The sequence below is a fragment of the Undibacterium sp. Ji42W genome, from assembly GCF_049340405.1.
Classification (GTDB): Bacteria; Pseudomonadota; Gammaproteobacteria; order Burkholderiales; family Burkholderiaceae_D; genus Undibacterium.
The window spans coordinates 285,124-304,247 of sequence record NZ_JBMPOV010000008.1 but is presented as its reverse complement, the minus strand read 5'-3'; the positions used below and the strand labels follow the sequence as shown (position 1 = coordinate 304,247).

Genomic DNA, 19,124 nt, shown 5'->3' with positions numbered 1-19,124 from the left:
AAACCGGTTTAAATAGAATTAATTTATATTTCAAACCGGTTTGAATTGGTTTCACAATACCAAATCCATAAAAATGAATCGCAATATTCAAGAGATCAAGAATAAAAATGAAGGACGACAACGTGCAAACAAGCGATGCCTTGCAACATCAGTTTCCGCTGGAAGGCTGGGGGATTACAGAAAATCACATCGATGACGGACATCACCTGCTTAGCGAAACCCTGTTCGCCCTCGGGAATGGCTACATAGGCTTGCGCGGCACAGCAGAAGAGGGCAATCAAAGAACTGCGGCAGACTCGCTGAACGGCAGTTACCTCAACGGCTTTTATGAATCCGAAGCCATACAGTATCCGGAAAACGCTTATGGCCTGGCGCGCATCAATCAATTCATGTTGAATGTGCCCAATGCCAAATGCCTGACATTGATGCTGGAAGACGAAACTTTTGATTTGCAGCAAGGCAGGCTAGACAGCTACCAGCGTCAACTGGATTTTCGTACCGGCTTGCTGACGCGCACCCTGCAATGGACATCTGACCATGGCCGCAGCATACGCCTGCATAGCCAGCGCCTCGTAAGTTTTGATAACAAGCATGTGTATGCAATGTCGTATGAAGTCACGCCACTGAATTTTTCTGGCGAGATCAAACTGGTTTCTGCTATTGATGCCGCAGTAAAAAATATTGCGGCGGGTGATGATCCGCGTGTAGGTTCTGCCATCAGTGGCCCTGTGCTGCACAAACTTGAAGTGATGCAGAACGATGATTTCTCTGCCTTCCTGCACCGCACCCACAATAGCGGCCTGAGCCTGGTAACTGCGATGCAAAATGACATGCAAACTGAGAGTGCCTACACCAGCAGCTTGCAGCAGTTTGATGACAAACTGGAACAGCAATTCACCATCCAGGCAGTACAAGGTCAGGCAATAAAGCTGGATAAATTTTGTAGCTATTTTTCATCACGCGATTATCCTGCTGCGTCTTTGCTTTCGCTCAGCCAGCAGGCACTGGGCAAGGTGCGTGAACAAGGTTTTGCACAACTGTCCGCGAGCCAGCAAGCATATCTTGATGATTTCTGGGCGCAGGCTGATGTGCATATCAGCGGCGACGCTGCGTTGCAGCAGGGCATACGTTTCAATATGTTTCACTTGCTACAGTCAGCCGGGCGTGATGGCAAGACCAATATCGCTGCCAAGGGCCTGACAGGTGAAGGCTATGAGGGCCATTATTTCTGGGATACAGAAATTTATATCTTCCCCTTCTTCCTCTACAACAAACCAGAGATCGCCAGAAAACTGCTCGAATACCGCTTTCAATACCTGCCGCAAGCCAGGGAACGTGCGCGTCAGATGTCGCATGCCAGCGGCGCACTCTACCCATGGCGCACCATTGATGGTGAAGAATGCTCAGCCTACTTCCCCGCAGGCACGGCGCAATACCATATCAATGCTGATATCGCCTATTCCATCAAGCTGTATATGGAAGCCACGGCAGACATGAATTTCTTGCTGACGCAGGGGGCAGAAATCGTGCTGGAAACTGCACGCCTGTGGATGGGCCTGGGCCATTCCACCCGCTTGCCTGGTCACAACGAGGAATCGTTTTGCATCAATGAAGTGACTGGCCCTGATGAATACACGGCGCAAGTCAACAATAACTATTACACCAATGCCATGGCGCAAATGCATTTGCGTTTTGCTGCTGATATCGTCAAGCAATTACAACTTGAACACGCAGAAAAATTTGCTGAACTTGCAGCAAAAATCCATCTACAAGAAGATGAAGCAAATGCATGGCAACGTGCCGCTGATCTCATGACTTTACCCTACAACAAAGAGCGCGGCATCCATGAACAGGACGACAGCTTCCTCAATAAAAAGGTCTGGGACTTTGCCAATACTCCTAAAGAAAATTATCCCCTGCTGTTGCATTACCATCCGCTGGTCATCTACCGTCATCAGGTTTGCAAACAGGCAGATGTGGTACTGGCCTTGCTCTTGCTCAGTGACCAGTTCAGCCTCGATGACAAGCGCCGTGACTTTGATTTCTATGAAAAAGTCACGACGCATGATTCATCCCTGTCCACTTGCATCTTCAGTATCATCGCCGCAGAAGTCGGCTATCAGGACAAGGCTTACGACTACTTCATGCAAACCGCCAGGCTTGACCTGGATAATACTCACGGCAACACCCATTACGGTGTGCATACTGCCGCCATGGGCGGCACCTGGCTCGGTATTGCCTATGGCTTTGCAGGCATGCGCGTCAACCAGGGGCAACTGAGTTTTGCACCGGTCTTGCCCAGGCAATGGCAAGATTACCAGTTCCGCGTGCATTTCCAGGGGCAACTATTGGAAATCACCGTGAGTCAAACTCACGTCGATTACCGTCTCATGCGCGGTGAGGCATTGCAATTCCGGCATAGAGGACAAAGCCTGCAAGTGACTGATCAACAAACCATATGCCGTGTGCCTTTGCATCAAGCGGAGCTGTCTCATGCGTAAATATGATTATCGTGGAGTGATTTTTGATCTGGATGGCGTGCTGACAGACACTGCACATTATCACTATCTGGCATGGAAAAAATTGGCGGAGAGTGTCGGTGCGAGTTTTGACGCAGCCTTCAATGAGCAGCTAAAAGGTGTGGATAGAATGGGTTCGCTGAACCTGATCCTGGCCGCATCCGGCAAAGACTTCAGCGAAGCAGATAAACTGGCACTGGCAGATCAAAAAAACTTGCATTACCAAAGCCTGATTGCGCAGTTGAGCCCCGCTGATTTATTGCCCGGGGCGGCTGAGTCCTTGCAACAGATACGCGCGACAGGTTTAAAAACAGCTTTGGCATCTGTCAGCAAAAATGCTCAGGCGGTCATCGAGAGATTGGGTATCGCAGATCAGTTTGATGTCGTCGTCGATGCTGCAAAAATAATCAACAGCAAACCTGATCCTGAAATTTTCCTGACCGCAGCAGCAAGGCTGGGCTTGACTTCAGATAAATGTTTTGGCCTAGAAGATTCCATCGCAGGCATACGCGCCATCAAATCTGCCAACATGTTTGCGTTAGGCATAGGCAGCCCGGCAGTATTGACGGAAGCTGATGTCGTCATCGCAGGTTTGCATGACTTCAGTTTGCAGGATTATTTGAAGTAAAAAGCAGTGAAGTAGTAAAAAGTAATTCATAAAAATAAGAAGCAAAAAATAAGAAGCAAAAATAAGAAGTAAAAATAAAAAAAGGTAGGAGACAACATGACCCAGCAATACCCGCAGCCAGCCAGCAGGCGGCGCATTATTCTTGCGCTATTCCTGCTGTATTTTGTATTTGCCATCCTGCTCAATAGCGTGGGCACGGTGATACTGCAAGTCATCAAGACTTATGGCGTCAGCAAATCGGCTGCCAGTGTGCTGGAGGCGTTCAAGGATATTCCTATCAGCATAGTGTCGTTTTGCGTGGCGTCTTTTTTGCCGCGCCTCGGTTATAAATATGCGATGCTGACAGGCATGGCCATCGTCACGCTCAGCACAGCAACCATGCCCTTGTTGCCCGGGTTTTTGATGACCAAACTTTTGTTCCTCAGCGTGGGTGTTGCCTTTGCGCTTATCAAGGTATCCGTCTATGCGACCATAGGCCTGGTCAGTACAGACCGCAAGCAGCACGCCAGCCTGATGAATACGCTGGAAGGTTTTTTCATGGTCGGTGTGCTCAGTGGTTACTGGATATTTGGCTATTTCATTGATGCCAACGATCCGGCTTCTCCAGTCTGGCTGCACGTTTACTGGCTGCTGGCAGCCTTATGTGCGTTGACTTTCTTGCTGGTCGCGACCACCAGCTTCACCGAATTTGAAGCAAAGCTGACAGTCAGTCACAGCAGCCTGCTCGCCGATTTTGCCGATATGCTTAAACTGATGGCGCGTCCCCTCGTCTGTGTTTACATCATCTCGGCGTTTTTATACGTACTGCTTGAACAGGGCATAGGCACCTGGCTGCCGACCTTTAATAATGAAATCCTCAAAATGCCAGTAGACATGAGCGTACAAGCCACCAGCATCTTTGCGGCTTGCCTGGCGATAGGCAGGCTGGGGGCTGGTGCTGTCATGCGAAAGTTGAACTGGTATCTGGTATTGAACATCTGCCTGATCAGCATGGCGGCGCTGGTCTTGTTGACGCTGCCATTGACGCATAACATCGTCGCCAACCCTGATCTGCGCTGGAGTAATGCGCCGCTGGCGGCCTTCATCTTCCCCTTGATAGGCTTGTTCATGGCACCGATTTATCCTGGCATTAATTCTGTCATGCTGAGCTCTTTGCCAACCAATCAGCATGCCGCCATGACGGGTTTGCTGGTCTTGTTTTCTGCCCTGGGTGGTACCAGCGGTTCCATGATTACCGGTTATGTGTTTGGTGCGATGAATGGGCAAACGGCGTTTTATCTGTCTCTGTTGCCCTTGAGTGTCATTTTGCTGACGCTGTTTTTCTTCAAGCGTGCGATTGAGCGGCTGGACTGATATGTTCATGGATGAACTTAGCCACAGTGTACAAGTATATAATCCCAGCTTAATTCAACCTTAATTCCATCTTTATCATTTGCCCTATGTCGATTACTTTAAAGGAGCTTGCCGCCAGCCTGGGTATGTCCAAGACCACGGTCAGCCGTGCCTTGAACGGCTACCCTGAAGTCGGTGAGCAGACGCGCAAAAAAGTATTGGCAGCAGCAGAGCAGCATGGTTATGAAGCCAACCCCATGGCGCGCAGCCTGGCCGTGGGTCGAACCAATGTGTTTGGCCTGATCTACCCCTTGCTACCGTCTGACCTGGGCGATCCCATGTTCCTTGGCGTCGTCGGTGGCATGGCAGGGGCGCTGGAAGCGCGCAAGATGAACCTCATGATCGCGCCCGTCTCACCCGGCAATGAATTGCCCTCCTATGAGCAAATGGTCAAGGGCCGCCGTGTCGATGGTCTCATCGTCAGCCGCACCATGGTGCAAGACCCGCGTATCGCTTATTTGTCCAGGCAGGGCTTTCCCTTCATTGCCCACGGCCGCACCCAGACTGACAAACCTTATGCCTGGTTTGACTATGACAACGAAAACGGCATACGGTTGGCTGTACAACACTTGCTGGAACTCGGCCACCAGCGCATCAGCCTCATCAGCGCACCTTTGGAATTGAATTTCGCGCGCCAGCGTCGCACCAGTTTTGTTGAAGCCATGAGCGGCGCTGGCCTTGACATTGATACCCGCTACCTGATACAGGATGCCCTCGACAGGCGCAGCGGTTACCTGGCAGTGCAGCATCTATTGAACTGTTCGCCCAGGCCCACTGCCATCATCGTTGATAATCATCTTTCCGGTGTCGGTGCCATGCGCGCTTTGATGGATGCTGGCATCGCCATAGGCCGTGACATCTCCGTCATCGTCTGGGGTAGTATGGAAGACACCCTGATTGGCGACCAGGTCACCACCATAGATCAACCTGACCCAAGAGCAGCAGGTACCAAGATGAGCGAAATGCTGTTGTCGCTGATGAATGGCACACCCGCAGCAGACTTGCAGGTCCTATGGCAGCCGGTGTTGATCGCGGGATCAACCACCGGCCCACTTTAAATGCAGTCAAGATCATCACTGATCCTTCAAATACTCCAGCAAATCCAGCCTTTGTTCCTTCGTCAGCATAGGCAAGTCACCAGTTTCTTTGGCTGCCTTGGTACCATAGTCATGACCAAAGTTACGGTTGCCATTCAGTCTGGTATCGAAGGTAAAACCTTCATAACCCGTACTCTTCATACCGACTTTTTCTGCATCAAATTCACGCGAACCGACGAGGAACTTTTCAGGGCGGCACTCTGCATCTTTTTGATCTGCAGGGCAGGTCGCTGGCAACAATAAGTCATACAAAGTAGGCACAGAACCGTTATGCAGATAGGGCGCGGTCGCCCAGATACCATTCAGTGAGCGGCCTTTGTAGGCTTGTAGTGAAGAGTAGGGGTTCATCGTCGTATCAGGGATGTAGTTGCCATGCTTGTTTGAATCATGGATTTCATTACCAAACAAGGCCTGGATAATATTGTGCAACCATTCAGACCATCGGCGTATGAAGCCCTTGTCGGCATCGGGTGTAGTCACCACCCCCAGTGTCGCCTTGGTCAACAGGGCCGCAATAGGGGCTTTTTTATCCAGCAGCACATCACCTACACCCGCACCTACATACTGATTGCGCAAGATGCCTGAGTAACCATCGTATTTGATGCTGTTGTCAGCCATGGTCGGATCAGTGCCCACTTCTTCCAGCTTGGACATATGTGCTACTACTCGGCGTTGTGGTGAGCTACGGTCTATCTCCGCATGGCAACTGACACAATAATTGGCAAACAATTTTTCACCACGCTTGATACGGCTCTGGTCCAGCTTGCCCAGAATATCTTGCGGCCATTTTGGGGACTGCAGCTCGGTAAGCTGGTTTTCTATACGGCGCAGGTTCTGGGTATTGATAGAGCTGTCATACTCGACCACCTTCTTGGTCCAGCCCTGGCCAGTCAGCAATGAGGTGATGGAGAAGCGCTTGCCCTCATGCCAGTCCAGCGAGCCAAACACACCAATGACTTCACCAGTATTACGACCCAGTGGCCCCAGGCCGCCATTGCCACCCAGGCCGTTCCACTGCACATAATCATGCTGGGCGATATCCCATAAGAAGGGGTAACTGACAGGTGCATCCGCCTTGATGAATAATTCCTGTCTGAGCTTGACGATATTCTTGGCCGAAGTCGCCACTCTTTCCACGATCTTGTCGCGGTCGGCAGAGCTGATGTCTGGCCCTATACCCGCCAGTGCTGCGCGCACCTCATCTTCAGTCAGTACTTTGTTTAGCACTTCTTCAATTTGCTGGCGGTTCAACAAATGTTCAAGCGTGCGATTGTAGATACGGCCAAACGCATCCAGCCGTGCATAACCATAATCGACAGGGCTGTGGTTGATGATGTTATAGCTGGTCAGGCGCAGAGTATAGGTTTTGATGTCGGCAATCACTTCCGCTTCACTGTCATATGTGCCCAATTGCATGATGGCCTTCACAAAACGTTTTTGCACCTCAGGCTTATCCCTGACGGCGATCATCGCTTCTGTCAGGCCTTTGAGAAACCCCGCCATGTCTGCACTGGCCGGGCCGCCATCTATGCGCATGCCGGTACCCTTGTAATTGATTTGCCCGGTATGGCACGCCGCACAGGTAAAGCCCATGTAATTCTTGCTCAGGTAATTGTCTTTGACAAAGCCTACTGGCAAGGCATCAGGATTGCTCGAGGTTTTTTTCTGTGGCAGGTAACGGTAGCGGTTGATATTTTCATCACTGCGAAACAACTCTGGCTTGTCAGCCTGTTCCAGCACCAGGAAAAAATCATAAGGCAGCAAATTTGAACCTTGTGTTGTCGTGTAAAACCACAGGCTCTGCTCAGGCTTCCAGTTCTGTTGCAAATAAACAATCTTGCTTGCGCTGTCACCAAATACATCCTGCTTTACCGCTACCGCACCTCGGTCAGGATCATTGTCCGACACTTCCCATCTCTGCGACAAAGTGATGATCAGGGGCGGGATGATGAACAGCAAAATCAGCAGCAAGAAGCCATGCCATATTTTGAATTTTATTTTCGGAAGTTTCATGATTTTTCCTGGCTGAATAAAGGCGGGGGTTTTATGGCTGTGTTTGAGTTTTTTTATATTTAAGATTGTTTTTTTTGCATGTCCATATTTTAAGTCTTTTTTACAGGCTTGCTGCACAAGTCGAGATGGATGTGTATTTTTAACAACGTCACTGAGAGTGGCAAGGGTGCGCGCACCTGATGCATCAGGTTGTCGCAGTGAGATGCAGTGCTTTTAAGAAAGGTTTATTGATTAACTTAAATAAAAGGCCAATTATTTTCCGAATTTGCAATGAAAATTTTCATAATGAAAACGAATTATTTTTACCTCCGACATTTAATAAGCTTATGTATTGGTTTGATGAAGACTTGCGATCGTTCTCGCCAACCTGTTTTGACAAGCGCAGACCAAATGGCTATCGTTCGGGGTGTGTTGAGTCAGACATCGTGTATGTTTGATTTTCTGCCGCTTCATTAATTTGCCTATATCTGGCATAGCATGAGACAAACCCCTTTCATCAGCCTGATGATCGCATCTGTATTTGCTTCTTACGCTCACACATCAAGCGCGGCCGGTAAAAATATTGTATTACCTGCTACCGCAAGCGCTGCAGTCAAAACCAGCTCTTTAACCTTCACATTGACTGCCAGGGGGGACTATGTCATCTGCTCAGATCAGGATAAAAGCACTAAAAAAAACAGGCAAGTTAGGTGCTCTGTCTGCTGTCGATGCACTGGAAAAAAATTTGCATGAGATGAAAAATGGAGCAAGCGATGTCGTCCTCAACATCAAAACAGGTAAGGATGTTAACTTCCAGTATCTGGTTGATGTCGTATCACAATGGTCAGGCAAACCTTGAGCAAATTTACAGTGACGACAGAAGCAGGCTCGTGCACCGTACAAATACCCCTGGATATGCCAGCCAATAATACCGCATACCTTACAGTCCAAATTTCTGCGGATGGTGACTATGCACTGCAACTGACTGGTAGCGACGGAAAACTCAAAGGCAAGAATGTGACTTACGGGCACGAAAAGATAGGGGATCTGGTTCAGGCCATTGAGCAGGCAAAAAAATCAAATACCGGTATCTATGCCTTCATCAGCACCGATAAAAATTCACCAATTCAAGCCTATGTAGATATAGTCAATGCGTTTGACTCAGCAGCCATAGATAAGCATTGGATTACGGCCAAAGGCGTGGGGAAAATGCGGAAAAATTCATCAGAAGAAAATACACTCAAGGCAAATGAGCAGCGCATACGTGAGCTGGAGGCGCAGCAGAAGGAATTGCTTGACCTGGCGAAAAGCAAGGGCGTACGTTAATTGCGCAGTGAAGAATTGTTATTGATGAATTGATGTCCCATATTGTAATGCGTCAAATGGAAGCGACCATCCTGCTCAATCATGGCACTTGTATGCGATATCTCGCTCAGGGGTTCGCTGCTTGCAGCCCGACACTTCTTATCTTCACTTTGCAACTTGCAAGCTGTTGAGCGTCCTCAGGCAGATGAACGCACTGAGATGCTTTTATCTGCCACACTTATCCCCGCGTCCAAAAAGCAAACTACAGACAGTTCTGCATACATAGTGCCGCCGTTTGTCTTAATCCCAAACGGGCGCGCACTATGCCAGATAGCTCATCTATTTCGTGAGAATGGAAACAACCTTTTTGTTAAAGTCCACACCCTTGCTACCTATCATGATGACTGCTTCCGTACCCCTCACACTGACCTCGACTGGCGTCGTGGCGCAATCTTCGCGTATGACGGTCACAGCGGTGATTTCCTTGCTTGGGGCTGTTGCCGTGGATCTTAAGTGATACTGAGGCGCTGAAGGTTTGTCTGGCTGAATGTCCACCTGGTCAGTCGTCGTCATTACCGAAGGGAAGTTATGGTGTGTGATGCAAATCGATGACGGGCTATTAATGACCTTGGCCGTGCCGACAGTATCGAGGCTGAACGGTTGCAAGGCATGGAAGTTCAGTTCCCAGCTGCGTGCAGTCGCACTGTTTGCCCAGTCATAGATCACCGCAATGCGCTCTTCCTTGAAATAGGCCATCGACCGTATTGCATTATCAAGCAAAGGCACCCAGGTGGCCGGTGTGCCACCGGCAGTCTGGCGGCGATAGGCTTTGCTGGCGTCGCCAGTGACGATGGCTATGCCATTGCTTTCACCACCGTTATACAACTGGCCTGCGGCATCAGATGTATATACGGGGACGGTGGGTTTGGGTGGCGACACCGTAGAAGGAGATTCTGATTGGCCTATCCCACCATCAAAAGTCAGGGCATTTTGTGACCTGGTTGAGCGGGTTTGCCTGTGGTGTTCTGAATCATAAACATAATAATAACCACTACTGATCAGCATGTCCTTGCCTTTGGACACCAGGGTAAAACTGTTCTGGTCTGCATAGGAATGGTTATAAGCGCCCCATTCACTGGAGCGGAAGGCAATGCTGGACCTGTTTGCATCCGTGAACTTGCTGGTCAGAGAGGCCAGCCCTGCATTCGGGAAGAACCAGTTGTCCTGCGCTGGCACAACCGGCGTGACTGGTTTGGCACCCATGGCCACTAAATTGAAATAATAGACGGGACGGATGTTTTGATTGGTGAGATTGTCCTTGTTCGCACGGAAGTACCATTCATGCGTGGCATTCTGCGTCAGCAAAGCAAATGGCTGCAAGGTGTCGAATGAATAGGCCTGGTAATCATAGGTGTAGATGTGATCATCGCCAAATGGTGTCATCAACTGTCTGTACAAAGGCGCGGTGAATGCCATCAGATAATCCACATACTTGGCATAGTAGGGATGTTTGCTGATATCGTAGCCAGTGACAGATTTGATGCTGATCATGGTTTCAAGTAAGGTAGCGACATACCAGCCATAACCCATACCATTCTGGAACGCACCGTCATCACCACCATGAGCAGTACTGCTGACCAGGAAGGTTGTATAGGTATCACGCAGATATTGTTCCGCTTCCGGGAAGTTCTGGTCACCTGCCAGCAGCAATAATACATTCAGCAAAAAGCCCACATTGGTCACACCGTGCGAATCTTTTTTATGCCAGTGATGACTGGCGATCAGTGGCATCATTTGTTCGGTTCTGATTTTGATGACACTGATGACCTTGCTTTTTTCTGCTGCGCTCAGATCATCATAGAAATAATCATAGCCCTTCGCCAGCGCCAGCAGCACCTGGCGGGCCGCCTGATCCTGGAACGTATAGTTGCTGACACCATTGACCGGGTCCCAGTCTGCCAGTGCCAGCAGGCGTGCCTTGCCAGCGCTAGCCATGCTGGTGTCGTTGGTCAGCTTTGAGACATAACCAAGATAATTCATGTCACTGGCCGCCGCTGATGCCATGCTGTTCAGGGAAATCAGCCAGATAGAATAGTCAGTCGGGTTCGGTGTATTGACAGGCCGTTTTTGTGGTTCTGCATCAATGGCCTTGTCCATGATGGTTTTGGCTTTTGCTTTCAACACTGCAAATGGCGCACTGGCATTTTGCGTGATATTGGCCAGCATAGTGTCTTTGCTTAAACCCCTGGGAAACATGCGCGGTCTGGTCGCTGATTTGGCGGCGTTGATGATTTGTGTGGGGTTATAACTGGCAACATCAATCGCAGTAGTATCGACATAAAAGCGTCTTGTCTGGCTCTGCTGCACCGTACCGTTCTTGCTCTTGTAGCTGACCCTCCATTCATAACTGCCGACAGGCAAAGTACTGGGAAATTGATATTGCGGATACTTGCTCGTGGCCGACAGATATGGCTGTCCATCCTTGAGGATAGTGACACTCCAGGGTTCCGCAATGTCGGTATTTACCGGCAGATAACCCTCTGGCCATTGTAATATGGGCGCCCTGGTTTTTGAAATGCCACAATCTTCAGGATACACATTTCCATAAAGCTGGGGTAGGTTGGAAATAAAATCAGCCACCTGATTGGGTGTGCAGGTTTGATTGAACCTAGCCTTATAGACATTGCCATCATAGCTTGCCACAACGTTGAGACCAGCCGGCGGTGCCTGTATGGCCAGTTTTGCCCGGTTTTTGTCGCTACCTTTGGCTGCGTTGGTAGCATTTGCAGCGTCGGCAGCATTTGCACCTGCGCTGCAAACCGTCAAGACGAGCACCGGCAGGCAGGAACAAAAGATGGGTGTGATGTTAAAAAACTTCTTGATATGCGTTTGCAGATACATGGTTTTTACTCACTTTCTTTTCATGAAAATGAAGCATGGATTCATTGTTGGCGCTGATGACCAGTCTTGAACCGGGTTGGCGCTGATGAAATAAAGATACTGACGACCGACATGGACTTTCCATGCCCTTTATGTGCCGCCATGCCTCGTTATATAACAAGTTATTTCTCTGTCATTCTAAATTTACAAGTGGTTGCAATTTAGACATAGTGCGGAGGTGGGCAGATGTTTTATTGCTGAAGGAGCGCTCGGGCGCGATGCTTGTTCATGTGCTGAATACAACGCCTGGTAGCTACAATTCATACTGATAGTGCTGGTAGCAGCAGTCTGTACGGCTACAATGCAAAATAAATTTCTGAACAGAATATCCGGCTGTAACACTGTAACCCCCCATTTCTAAAGGCGTCTGTCATGTCACTTACTCTATACGGTCACCCATTCTCGTCCTACACCCAGAAAGTGCTTATCGCGCTGTACGAGAATGACACGCCTTTTGAATTTCGCTGCATAGGGCCAGACACGCCTGCATACACCACAGAGTGGCTACAACGCTGGCCGCTGGGCAAATTTCCCTTGCTGGTCGATGGTGAGCGCAATGTCGTCGAGACCAGCATCATTATTGAGTACCTGCAAATGGTTCACCCTGGGCCAGTGCGCCTGCTGCCCGCAGATACTATGCAGGCACTGGACGTGCGCTTTCTTGACCGCTACTTTGACCTGCATGTCATGACCCCAGTCCAACATGCGGTTGGCGCAGCACTCACAGGCGATACCGTAAAAAGACAGGAAGGACTGACCCACGCCGCAAGCAAACTCGACCTCGCCTATGCATGGCTGGAAAATCACCTCAAAGGCGACGCATGGGCCAGCGGCGAAAATTTCACATTGGCAGACTGCGCCGCAGCACCTTCACTTTTCTATGCTGACTGGACCCAGCAGATCACAGAAAAATATCCACGACTGCGCGCTTACCGCAGCCGCCTGCTGGCCCGCCCATCATTCGCCAGGGCAATGGAAGAGGCGCGGCCTTATCGTCAGCTATTTCCGCTTGGGGCGCCGGACAGAGATTGATGTGGGATGGATCAGGGATTGATTTTCCTGAACGCTTGAAGACCTGCAAGTTGCATAGAGTTGTGAATTTTTTGCGTGTGATTTTCTTGTCTTTAGATAAGAAAATATCCTATGCAACAGATAGCCAATATCATGAAAGGCAGACCAAACAAGGCGATCCTGGCAAAACCTGTTTGCTGTGGGCGGGCTGGAAATCCCGGTTCAAGAAAAGAAAATGTCACGCCCCGGCCAGCTCTATATTCTAGATTCCATAGCAAGCCCGCGCTAAAATAAAGCACCGAGGATGCATAAATATTTGCCTCCCAGGTAATCGGATATTGGCCATCTCTGATCAACAGGTACAAGTCATAACACCAGCTTGCTGAGAACATCCAAACCCCAATTGCGACCAGCACATGCCTGAGTCTGGCTTTGCCTCTTATTCCCAGGTAGAGCATTCCCGTTGCCCAAGGTGCAGTCAAGAATGTGAGTACAGACATCATGGCCGCATCAAAATAATCCCAGGTCGGGTCAGCGGTGTAAGGTGCGACGACAGTAATCCCAATTGCAGCGATGCTGAACGTAATCAGCTTCCAGGGCACGTACAGAAATGATTTGTACGCTTGCAGAGGAAAGGAGGCGCGCTCAGACATGTATAGCCAGATGCAAAAAATGCAGTAGCTGATCCAGGCCGCGAGGTAAAATTTGAGTTCTGGGGTCATGGATAATTGTATTCGGGATTCATTCGCTATGACTTTGTGATCGGGTTTGAATCACGAGGGAAATACTGGTTCTGTTCGAAGTGAAATACCTTTTGGTTCCAGCGTATTACGAAGTGCACGCACATTTATGACCTCGCCAACCTGCGGCCAAGCCTTGCTCAAACCAGGTAAGGCTGTCGCTGCACTCTGAGCAGACATTGTCTTCATCACTCATTTGCATGAGATTTCAGATACACAAGAAAAGGGTACGGCCATGGTTGTGCAGCATTTCTTGTCTTTTTATTGGAGTTACTTGCCCATTGATATTATTTACATCCAAAACGCCAAATTTGATTGCCGTTATAAAGGTAGAGTAAATTACCAAAGAGAAATCAATTGCTCTATCGCTAGTTTTTTGCAGTGGATCCTTGTAGACGATCATGGATCGTGCTCCGCACGATTTTTACCCGCCTTCATCTCGTGTTATTTGAAAATCGGAATGCGCGGAGATTGATACTGAGAAATTCTGTGCAATCGCAATCTTGCAACTGAGAAGTGTCAAAAAGATGATTTTTTTCATTTTTACATTCGCGCGATTTCGAGTGCTAGTTTAAGAAAAATATTACATTGAATTCTCATGGATGTTGTCAATATTATAGGCGCGGCGTCAAGCTTTGACATGTATGAACTGAGACCACCAAGGATAACTTATATCACCTACCTGACTGGGAGCGACCAGACCCTACTTATATCCATTTAAAAAAAACTATCTGGCGAGTGCTTCAGTCTGATGACATCTGAAGAATGTATCAAGGGTAAGATATAGTGCATTTAACATGATAATTTATTAACTAATTGCGATGACACATAACGAAAATTGTGCTAACCTCGTCTTATGACAACGATGCTTTCTCCCATAGAATCTGAATTCGCCACTTCTGAAGAATCTGCGTCTTATGACGTTTGGTTTCGTGCGAAGGTACAAGCATCGCTGGATAGCACCAACCCAAAGTGCTACAGTACTGACGAAGTAAGGCAGCGTATGCAAAAAATCATAAAAGCGGCTGAAGACAGTGCTTCCGGTAATTTGGCTTGATGAAGCGCTGGAAGATCTGGCTGTAATTACCACTTACATTGCCCAGCGCTCTCCTAAAGCAGCCAACAATATCAATGACAATATTTCCAGTGTGCAGACATGCTGGGTGAGCACCCTTTGCTGTTCCGTTCAGGACGTGTTGCCGGTACTCGCGAAGTTGTTGTGCATCCTAATTATATTTTGGTGTTTCGCGTTACAGTCTCTGCCGTAGAAATTCTTAACGTCCTTCACTCGCGGCAACAATACCCTTAAATCGCGATTTGAATTTCCATCAAATCAGCAAAAATACAAAACCACCCTATGAAGCTGGGGTGGTTTTGTATTTTTGGTGGAGGCGGCGGGAATCGGCCATCCTGGCCAGACATATCGCTTGCAAGCGATATGTCGCTCACAGGCTCGCTGCATACAGCTCGAAACCCCTGTTCGCCCCGCATCCCGCAGATTCAATTCACGGAGATCGTCAAAATACAAAAGCCACCCGTTAATGCCGGGTGGCTTTTCTATTTTGGTGGAGACGGCGGGAATCGAACCCGCGTCCGAAAGCACTCTACAGACAGTTCTACATACTTAGTGCTGCCATTTGATTTAATCCTGACGACGCGGACGCACACGCTGCGGCAGGACGAGTTACCTATTATTTAATCGAGAGTCAAGTAACCCGGCTCAAGACGATTCCATATGAATGTCCTTACTGCTGTTGCCAGCCCACCCTATGGACGAAGTGGTGCAAGGTTAGCCGGTATTAAGCGGCTAATGCGTACGAGTTATCGTTTGCAGTTATATAGTTCAGATTGTATTTACGAGGTAGTCTGGCCTCGGTATGCCCTGCGCTGCTTTGCAACCCCCGTCGAAACCTGGTCGTCCCCAAAGCTTGATCAGTATACTCCATTTAGGGGTAATCCTGCAGTATTCAAGAGGCCATGGCCTGTAAATGTTTGGCGCGTACCAGTTCCAGCAGTTCCAGCGGGCTGTCGATGATGGCGTCGGCTTTCCAGTGTTTGGGTTCGGTGGCACCACAATAGCCCCAGGCGGCGGCGATGCTGGTCATGCCGGCGGCTTCGGCGGCTTGTATGTCGCGCAGGTCGTCGCCGACGTACCAGCAATTTTCTGAACGTATGCCCAGTTGCCTTGCCGCTTCCAGCAAGGGGGCAGGGTGGGGCTTGGAATGCGGGGTGGTGTCGCCGGAGATGACGCAGCGTGCTTCCTGCAAATCCAGTAGCGGCATTAGCGGGCGGGTAAAGCGCATGGCTTTGTTGGTGACGATGCCCCAGGCTACGCCCATGACATCTAGACCGCGCAGCAGGTCTGGCACTTGCTTGAACAGGGTGCTGTAAACAGCAATGGCGGATTCATACTGGTTCAGGAATTCAATGCGCATGGCTTCGTAATCAGGGTGTTCTGGCTTGATGCCAAAACCAGCGCCGAGTAGGCCGCGTGCGCCAGCTGATGCATGGGGGCGCAAACTTTGATAATGAACGGGAGCCAGTTGACGGTTTGCGCGCATGACATTGACTGCTGCTGCCAGGTCGGGGGCGGTGTCTGCCAGGGTGCCGTCCAGGTCAAACAGGATTGCTTGTGGAGTTTGCATAGTAAAAATTCAAAAAAATCAAAAGCGTGGCTGGAGGTTTGATGACCTTGTGCCATGCATTAATTCGTCAAATTCACAGCGGGCGCGTACAGGCGACCATGTAGTTGACGCTGGTATCGGCATTCAGTGAATAGATTTGGGTAAGGGGGTTATAACTCAAACCCTTCATGGCATGTAATTCGAGGCCGGCATTGCGTATGTCTTGTGACAATTCTGCCGGGGTGATGAACTTGGCATAATCATGTGTGCCCTTGGGCAGCATTTGCAGCAGGTATTCTGCACCGATGACGGCAAACAGGTAGGCCTTGGCATTGCGGTTCAGGGTGGAGAAGAAAATATGTCCACCTGGTTTGACCATTTTTGCACAGGCTTTGATGATGGATGCGGGGTCGGGTACGTGTTCCAGCATTTCCATGCAGGTGACAACGTCAAACTGGCCCGCCTCTGCTTCTGCCATGTCTTCGGCGGCGATTTTTTTATAGCGGACGTTGACGCCCGATTCCAGACCATGCAGGTCGGCGACTTTGAGGGCCTTGTCAGACAGGTCTATGCCGGTGACGGTCGCGCCTTTTTTTGCCATGGATTCAGCCAGGATGCCGCCGCCGCAACCAACGTCGATGACTTGCTTGCCTGCCAATGGCGCACGCTGGTTGATCCATTCCAGACGCAGGGGATTAATTTCATGCAGTGGTTTGAATTCGGAGGTGGGGTCCCACCAGCGATGGGCAAGTTCACTAAATTTCTGGATTTCTGCGGGATCAGCGTTCAAGGTCGACATGATGTGGTCTGAAGGGCCGGGTCAGGGCGTGAGCTGCGAAACCGCTATTGTAGGCGATTCAGGCTGATATCGCATTGGCGAAAAACAAACATGGGAAAAATGGTTTTGAAGTTGTTTTGAAACGAGGATGGAACGTGGGTGAAATGAGGAGAATGAAATAAGTTAGCGCAAGCACAAATAAAAAAACCCGCCGAAGCGGGTTTTTTAGAAGCCAGGCTTCAACTACTGAATTACTTGACGTTGCGTGTACCAACAACTTCGATTTCAACGCGACGGTTTTTGGCGCGACCTTCAGCTGTTTTATTGTCAGCTACTGGTTGTTTTTCGCCTTTGCCTTCGGTGTAAACACGGTTGGCTTCAATGCCTTTGCTTACCAGGTAAGCTTTGACTGCTTCAGCGCGACGGATAGACAATTTTTGGTTGTATTCGTCAGAGCCTACAGAGTCAGTGTGACCAACAGCGATCACGACTTCCAGATTGATTGCTTTCAGTTTGGATGCCATGTCGTCGAGTTTGACTTTAGCTTCTGGTTTCAGAACAGCTTTGTCAAAATCAAAGAATGCGTCAGCTGCAAACGTTACTTTTTCAGAAGTAGGTGCAGGTGGAACAACCGGTTTTGGTGCTTCAACAGGAACAACAGCTGGTGCTGGTGCTGGTGGTGCTGGTGGAGCTGGTTGTACTAAAGGTGCATCGCAACCTGGAACTGCGTCAGCAGGTGTCCAGTAGCCAGTACGCCAGCACAGACCAAATGGGTCGCGTGCGATTACACCGCGACCATCTTGTACATAGGCGCTGTGTGGCTTGTTAGCCATAATGTCTTGCTGTGCGGAAGCAGAAAAGGATGCTACTGCGGACGCTGCGATAACGAGCTTGACTAAATTTTTCATATTTCTCCTCTCGGGTGAGATTATTACCGCAGATGAACTGCGCAAATTACTGCATAAAAACAGATAGTACCACGGCGATGATGACATTACTATTTCGTCAAACGTCATGTCAGCCGTAAATCAACATTCGCACTATTTTGCCATAATCATCAATATAAAGACGAAAATTGTTAAATCGACAAAGTTACAGTTAGTTAAATATGTCGTATTTTGACAACGAAATACACGCTTTGGCAAGCTAATACTGGTTTTAGAGCAAAATTGTTTTGTTTTTGATCATGGAATAGACGGGTTTCTGCACTGGAATTATTTGGCGAGACCGCGTCCTTCAACGACGATGCGTCTGTTTGGTGCAAGACATTCTGCCAATTTTGCCTTGGGTAATTTGTCATCGCAAGACTTAATTTGTTGTGTTTTACCCATGCCCATGGTGTCCATAGGGGCATTCAGGCCCTTGCTGCCGAGGTAGGCGACCACGGCATCAGCATTCTTTTCAGATAATTTCTGTGCTTGCGCATGGCTGCCTGTCAGGTCGGTGTGACCACTCACGACGATCAGCTCAACTTTGGTGCAATTTGCCAGTTTGGGTATGACTTCATTGTCGATTTGTTCTTTGCCCTTGTTATTGAGTGAAGATACTTGTAGAGATTTCTTGTGTTCAAAAATATCATCACTTTGTAATGTGATGGCAAAATCGCAGCGCTTGGGCGGTGTTGCTGGGACGGGGGCTGTGGTTGGCGCTGGAGGTGTCATTGGTATGGCAGCTGGAGGTGGCGCTTCTGCACTTTGCGCTGCCGATGCTGGAGCGCTGGCTTGGGCAAGCACTGACACAGCGGGCAGGGCGAATGCTGCGAGCACGCAAAGTACTGTCAATTTTTTTAACATGATTGTCTCCGTCGGGATGTTAGTTATTTTATGAGATGTTTTTATTATGCTTTTGATTTAATCATATAAATTTGCGCTGAGGCTGTCATTTGAATGACAGTGTTGCCAGCGATGTTGACTATTTGATAGCTTATTGGGAGGTAGGTATCAGGCGGTTAGTAGGCTTTAGTGGACTATTGGCGGGTAAATCACCGCGTTTGCCCGACTTAATTGCTATAAATGGAATTCAGCGTAGGAGGCATGTTAGAATCAAGAGTTAAACGTCAGTCTTTAGCAGTCTCTTTAGCAGTCTTAATGAGACGTTA

The 19,124-nt window shown here is 49.0% G+C and carries 16 protein-coding genes and 1 other RNA gene; 9 read left to right on the top strand and 8 right to left on the bottom strand.

Annotated elements, in window-relative coordinates; all coding sequences use genetic code 11:
* The first annotated feature begins 122 nt into the window (after positions 1-122).
* The 4 genes from ACO0LG_RS19205 to ACO0LG_RS19190 all read left to right on the top strand — a co-directional run bounded on the left by ACO0LG_RS19205 (position 123) and on the right by ACO0LG_RS19190 (position 5,597).
* Entirely contained in the window at positions 123-2,501 is a 2,379-nt protein-coding gene (locus ACO0LG_RS19205) for a glycoside hydrolase family 65 protein (protein ID WP_423029159.1), read from the top strand.
* Entirely contained in the window at positions 2,494-3,147 is a 654-nt protein-coding gene (gene pgmB / locus ACO0LG_RS19200) for a beta-phosphoglucomutase (RefSeq protein WP_423029158.1), read from the top strand. The genes ACO0LG_RS19205 and pgmB overlap by 8 nt, the downstream gene beginning before the upstream one ends.
* Before the next feature lie 96 nt (positions 3,148-3,243).
* Complete coding sequence (locus ACO0LG_RS19195; RefSeq protein ID WP_423029157.1) at positions 3,244-4,500, top strand: MFS transporter; 1,257 nt, start codon at positions 3,244-3,246, stop codon at positions 4,498-4,500.
* Between the two features lie 92 nt (positions 4,501-4,592).
* Positions 4,593-5,597, top strand: a complete 1,005-nt coding sequence (locus ACO0LG_RS19190) for a substrate-binding domain-containing protein (protein ID WP_423029207.1) — start codon at positions 4,593-4,595, stop codon at positions 5,595-5,597.
* A gap of 15 nt (positions 5,598-5,612) precedes the next feature.
* On the opposite strand, the gene ACO0LG_RS19185 is transcribed toward ACO0LG_RS19190, so the two are convergent.
* Positions 5,613-7,649, bottom strand: coding sequence for a di-heme-cytochrome C peroxidase (locus ACO0LG_RS19185; RefSeq protein WP_423029156.1), 2,037 nt, complete (start codon positions 7,647-7,649; stop codon positions 5,613-5,615).
* 637 nt (positions 7,650-8,286) lie between these two features.
* Here ACO0LG_RS19185 and ACO0LG_RS19180 point away from each other — a divergent pair.
* Entirely contained in the window at positions 8,287-8,487 is a 201-nt protein-coding gene (locus tag ACO0LG_RS19180; protein WP_423029155.1) for a hypothetical protein, read from the top strand.
* Complete coding sequence (locus ACO0LG_RS19175; RefSeq protein ID WP_423029154.1) at positions 8,484-8,954, top strand: hypothetical protein; 471 nt, start codon at positions 8,484-8,486, stop codon at positions 8,952-8,954. Before ACO0LG_RS19180 ends, ACO0LG_RS19175 begins: the two co-directional genes overlap by 4 nt.
* A gap of 318 nt (positions 8,955-9,272) precedes the next feature.
* On the opposite strand, the gene ACO0LG_RS19170 is transcribed toward ACO0LG_RS19175, so the two are convergent.
* Positions 9,273-11,834 carry a DUF4962 domain-containing protein gene (locus ACO0LG_RS19170; RefSeq protein ID WP_423029153.1) on the bottom strand — a complete coding sequence of 854 codons (2,562 nt, stop codon included), beginning with the start codon at positions 11,832-11,834 and terminating at the stop codon, positions 9,273-9,275.
* A gap of 411 nt (positions 11,835-12,245) precedes the next feature.
* On the opposite strand from ACO0LG_RS19170, the gene ACO0LG_RS19165 reads away from it, so the two are divergent.
* Positions 12,246-12,905 carry a glutathione S-transferase family protein gene (locus tag ACO0LG_RS19165; protein ID WP_423029152.1) on the top strand — a complete coding sequence of 220 codons (660 nt, stop codon included), beginning with the start codon at positions 12,246-12,248 and terminating at the stop codon, positions 12,903-12,905.
* A gap of 92 nt (positions 12,906-12,997) precedes the next feature.
* Here the strand turns inward: ACO0LG_RS19165 and ACO0LG_RS19160 are convergent, their stop codons facing one another.
* Positions 12,998-13,537: a hypothetical protein gene (locus tag ACO0LG_RS19160; protein ID WP_423029151.1), complete on the bottom strand. Its 540-nt coding sequence runs from the start codon at positions 13,535-13,537 to the stop codon at positions 12,998-13,000.
* 943 nt (positions 13,538-14,480) lie between these two features.
* On the opposite strand from ACO0LG_RS19160, the gene ACO0LG_RS19155 reads away from it, so the two are divergent.
* The gene (locus ACO0LG_RS19155) at positions 14,481-14,681 is read left to right on the top strand and encodes a stability determinant (RefSeq protein ID WP_423029150.1); all 201 of its coding nucleotides are present in this window, start codon (positions 14,481-14,483) and stop codon (positions 14,679-14,681) included.
* A gap of 99 nt (positions 14,682-14,780) precedes the next feature.
* The gene (locus tag ACO0LG_RS19150; protein WP_423029149.1) at positions 14,781-14,933 is read left to right on the top strand and encodes a type II toxin-antitoxin system RelE/ParE family toxin; all 153 of its coding nucleotides are present in this window, start codon (positions 14,781-14,783) and stop codon (positions 14,931-14,933) included.
* 254 nt (positions 14,934-15,187) lie between these two features.
* Here ACO0LG_RS19150 and ssrA read toward each other — a convergent pair.
* The 5 genes from ssrA to ACO0LG_RS19125 all read right to left on the bottom strand — a co-directional run bounded on the left by ssrA (position 15,188) and on the right by ACO0LG_RS19125 (position 18,819).
* Positions 15,188-15,547: a transfer-messenger RNA gene (gene ssrA, locus ACO0LG_RS19145) on the bottom strand.
* 44 nt (positions 15,548-15,591) lie between these two features.
* Positions 15,592-16,269: an HAD family hydrolase gene (locus ACO0LG_RS19140; RefSeq protein ID WP_423029148.1), complete on the bottom strand. Its 678-nt coding sequence runs from the start codon at positions 16,267-16,269 to the stop codon at positions 15,592-15,594.
* Positions 16,270-16,342: 73 nt separating this feature from the next.
* A complete protein-coding gene (gene ubiG / locus ACO0LG_RS19135) occupies positions 16,343-17,047 on the bottom strand; it encodes a bifunctional 2-polyprenyl-6-hydroxyphenol methylase/3-demethylubiquinol 3-O-methyltransferase UbiG (RefSeq protein ID WP_423029147.1) in 705 nt (234 codons plus the stop codon).
* Positions 17,048-17,277: 230 nt separating this feature from the next.
* Entirely contained in the window at positions 17,278-17,934 is a 657-nt protein-coding gene (ompA, locus tag ACO0LG_RS19130; RefSeq protein WP_423029146.1) for an outer membrane protein OmpA, read from the bottom strand.
* Positions 17,935-18,240: 306 nt separating this feature from the next.
* Positions 18,241-18,819, bottom strand: a complete 579-nt coding sequence (locus ACO0LG_RS19125) for an OmpA family protein (protein WP_423029145.1) — start codon at positions 18,817-18,819, stop codon at positions 18,241-18,243.
* Positions 18,820-19,124: the final 305 nt, after the last annotated feature.

Coding starts and splice junctions, on each gene's coding strand:
- ubiG (WP_423029147.1), bottom strand. CDS start 17,047: ATGTCGACCTTGAACGCTGATCCCGCAGAAATCCAGAAATTTAGTGAA.
- ACO0LG_RS19170 (WP_423029153.1), bottom strand. CDS start 11,834: ATGTATCTGCAAACGCATATCAAGAAGTTTTTTAACATCACACCCATC.
- ACO0LG_RS19185 (WP_423029156.1), bottom strand. CDS start 7,649: ATGAAACTTCCGAAAATAAAATTCAAAATATGGCATGGCTTCTTGCTG.
- pgmB (WP_423029158.1), top strand. CDS start 2,494: ATGCGTAAATATGATTATCGTGGAGTGATTTTTGATCTGGATGGCGTG.
- ACO0LG_RS19155 (WP_423029150.1), top strand. CDS start 14,481: ATGACAACGATGCTTTCTCCCATAGAATCTGAATTCGCCACTTCTGAA.
- ACO0LG_RS19195 (WP_423029157.1), top strand. CDS start 3,244: ATGACCCAGCAATACCCGCAGCCAGCCAGCAGGCGGCGCATTATTCTT.
- ACO0LG_RS19180 (WP_423029155.1), top strand. CDS start 8,287: ATGTCATCTGCTCAGATCAGGATAAAAGCACTAAAAAAAACAGGCAAG.
- ACO0LG_RS19160 (WP_423029151.1), bottom strand. CDS start 13,537: ATGTCTGAGCGCGCCTCCTTTCCTCTGCAAGCGTACAAATCATTTCTG.
- ACO0LG_RS19165 (WP_423029152.1), top strand. CDS start 12,246: ATGTCACTTACTCTATACGGTCACCCATTCTCGTCCTACACCCAGAAA.
- ompA (WP_423029146.1), bottom strand. CDS start 17,934: ATGAAAAATTTAGTCAAGCTCGTTATCGCAGCGTCCGCAGTAGCATCC.
- ACO0LG_RS19125 (WP_423029145.1), bottom strand. CDS start 18,819: ATGTTAAAAAAATTGACAGTACTTTGCGTGCTCGCAGCATTCGCCCTG.
- ACO0LG_RS19140 (WP_423029148.1), bottom strand. CDS start 16,269: ATGCAAACTCCACAAGCAATCCTGTTTGACCTGGACGGCACCCTGGCA.
- ACO0LG_RS19150 (WP_423029149.1), top strand. CDS start 14,781: ATGCTGGGTGAGCACCCTTTGCTGTTCCGTTCAGGACGTGTTGCCGGT.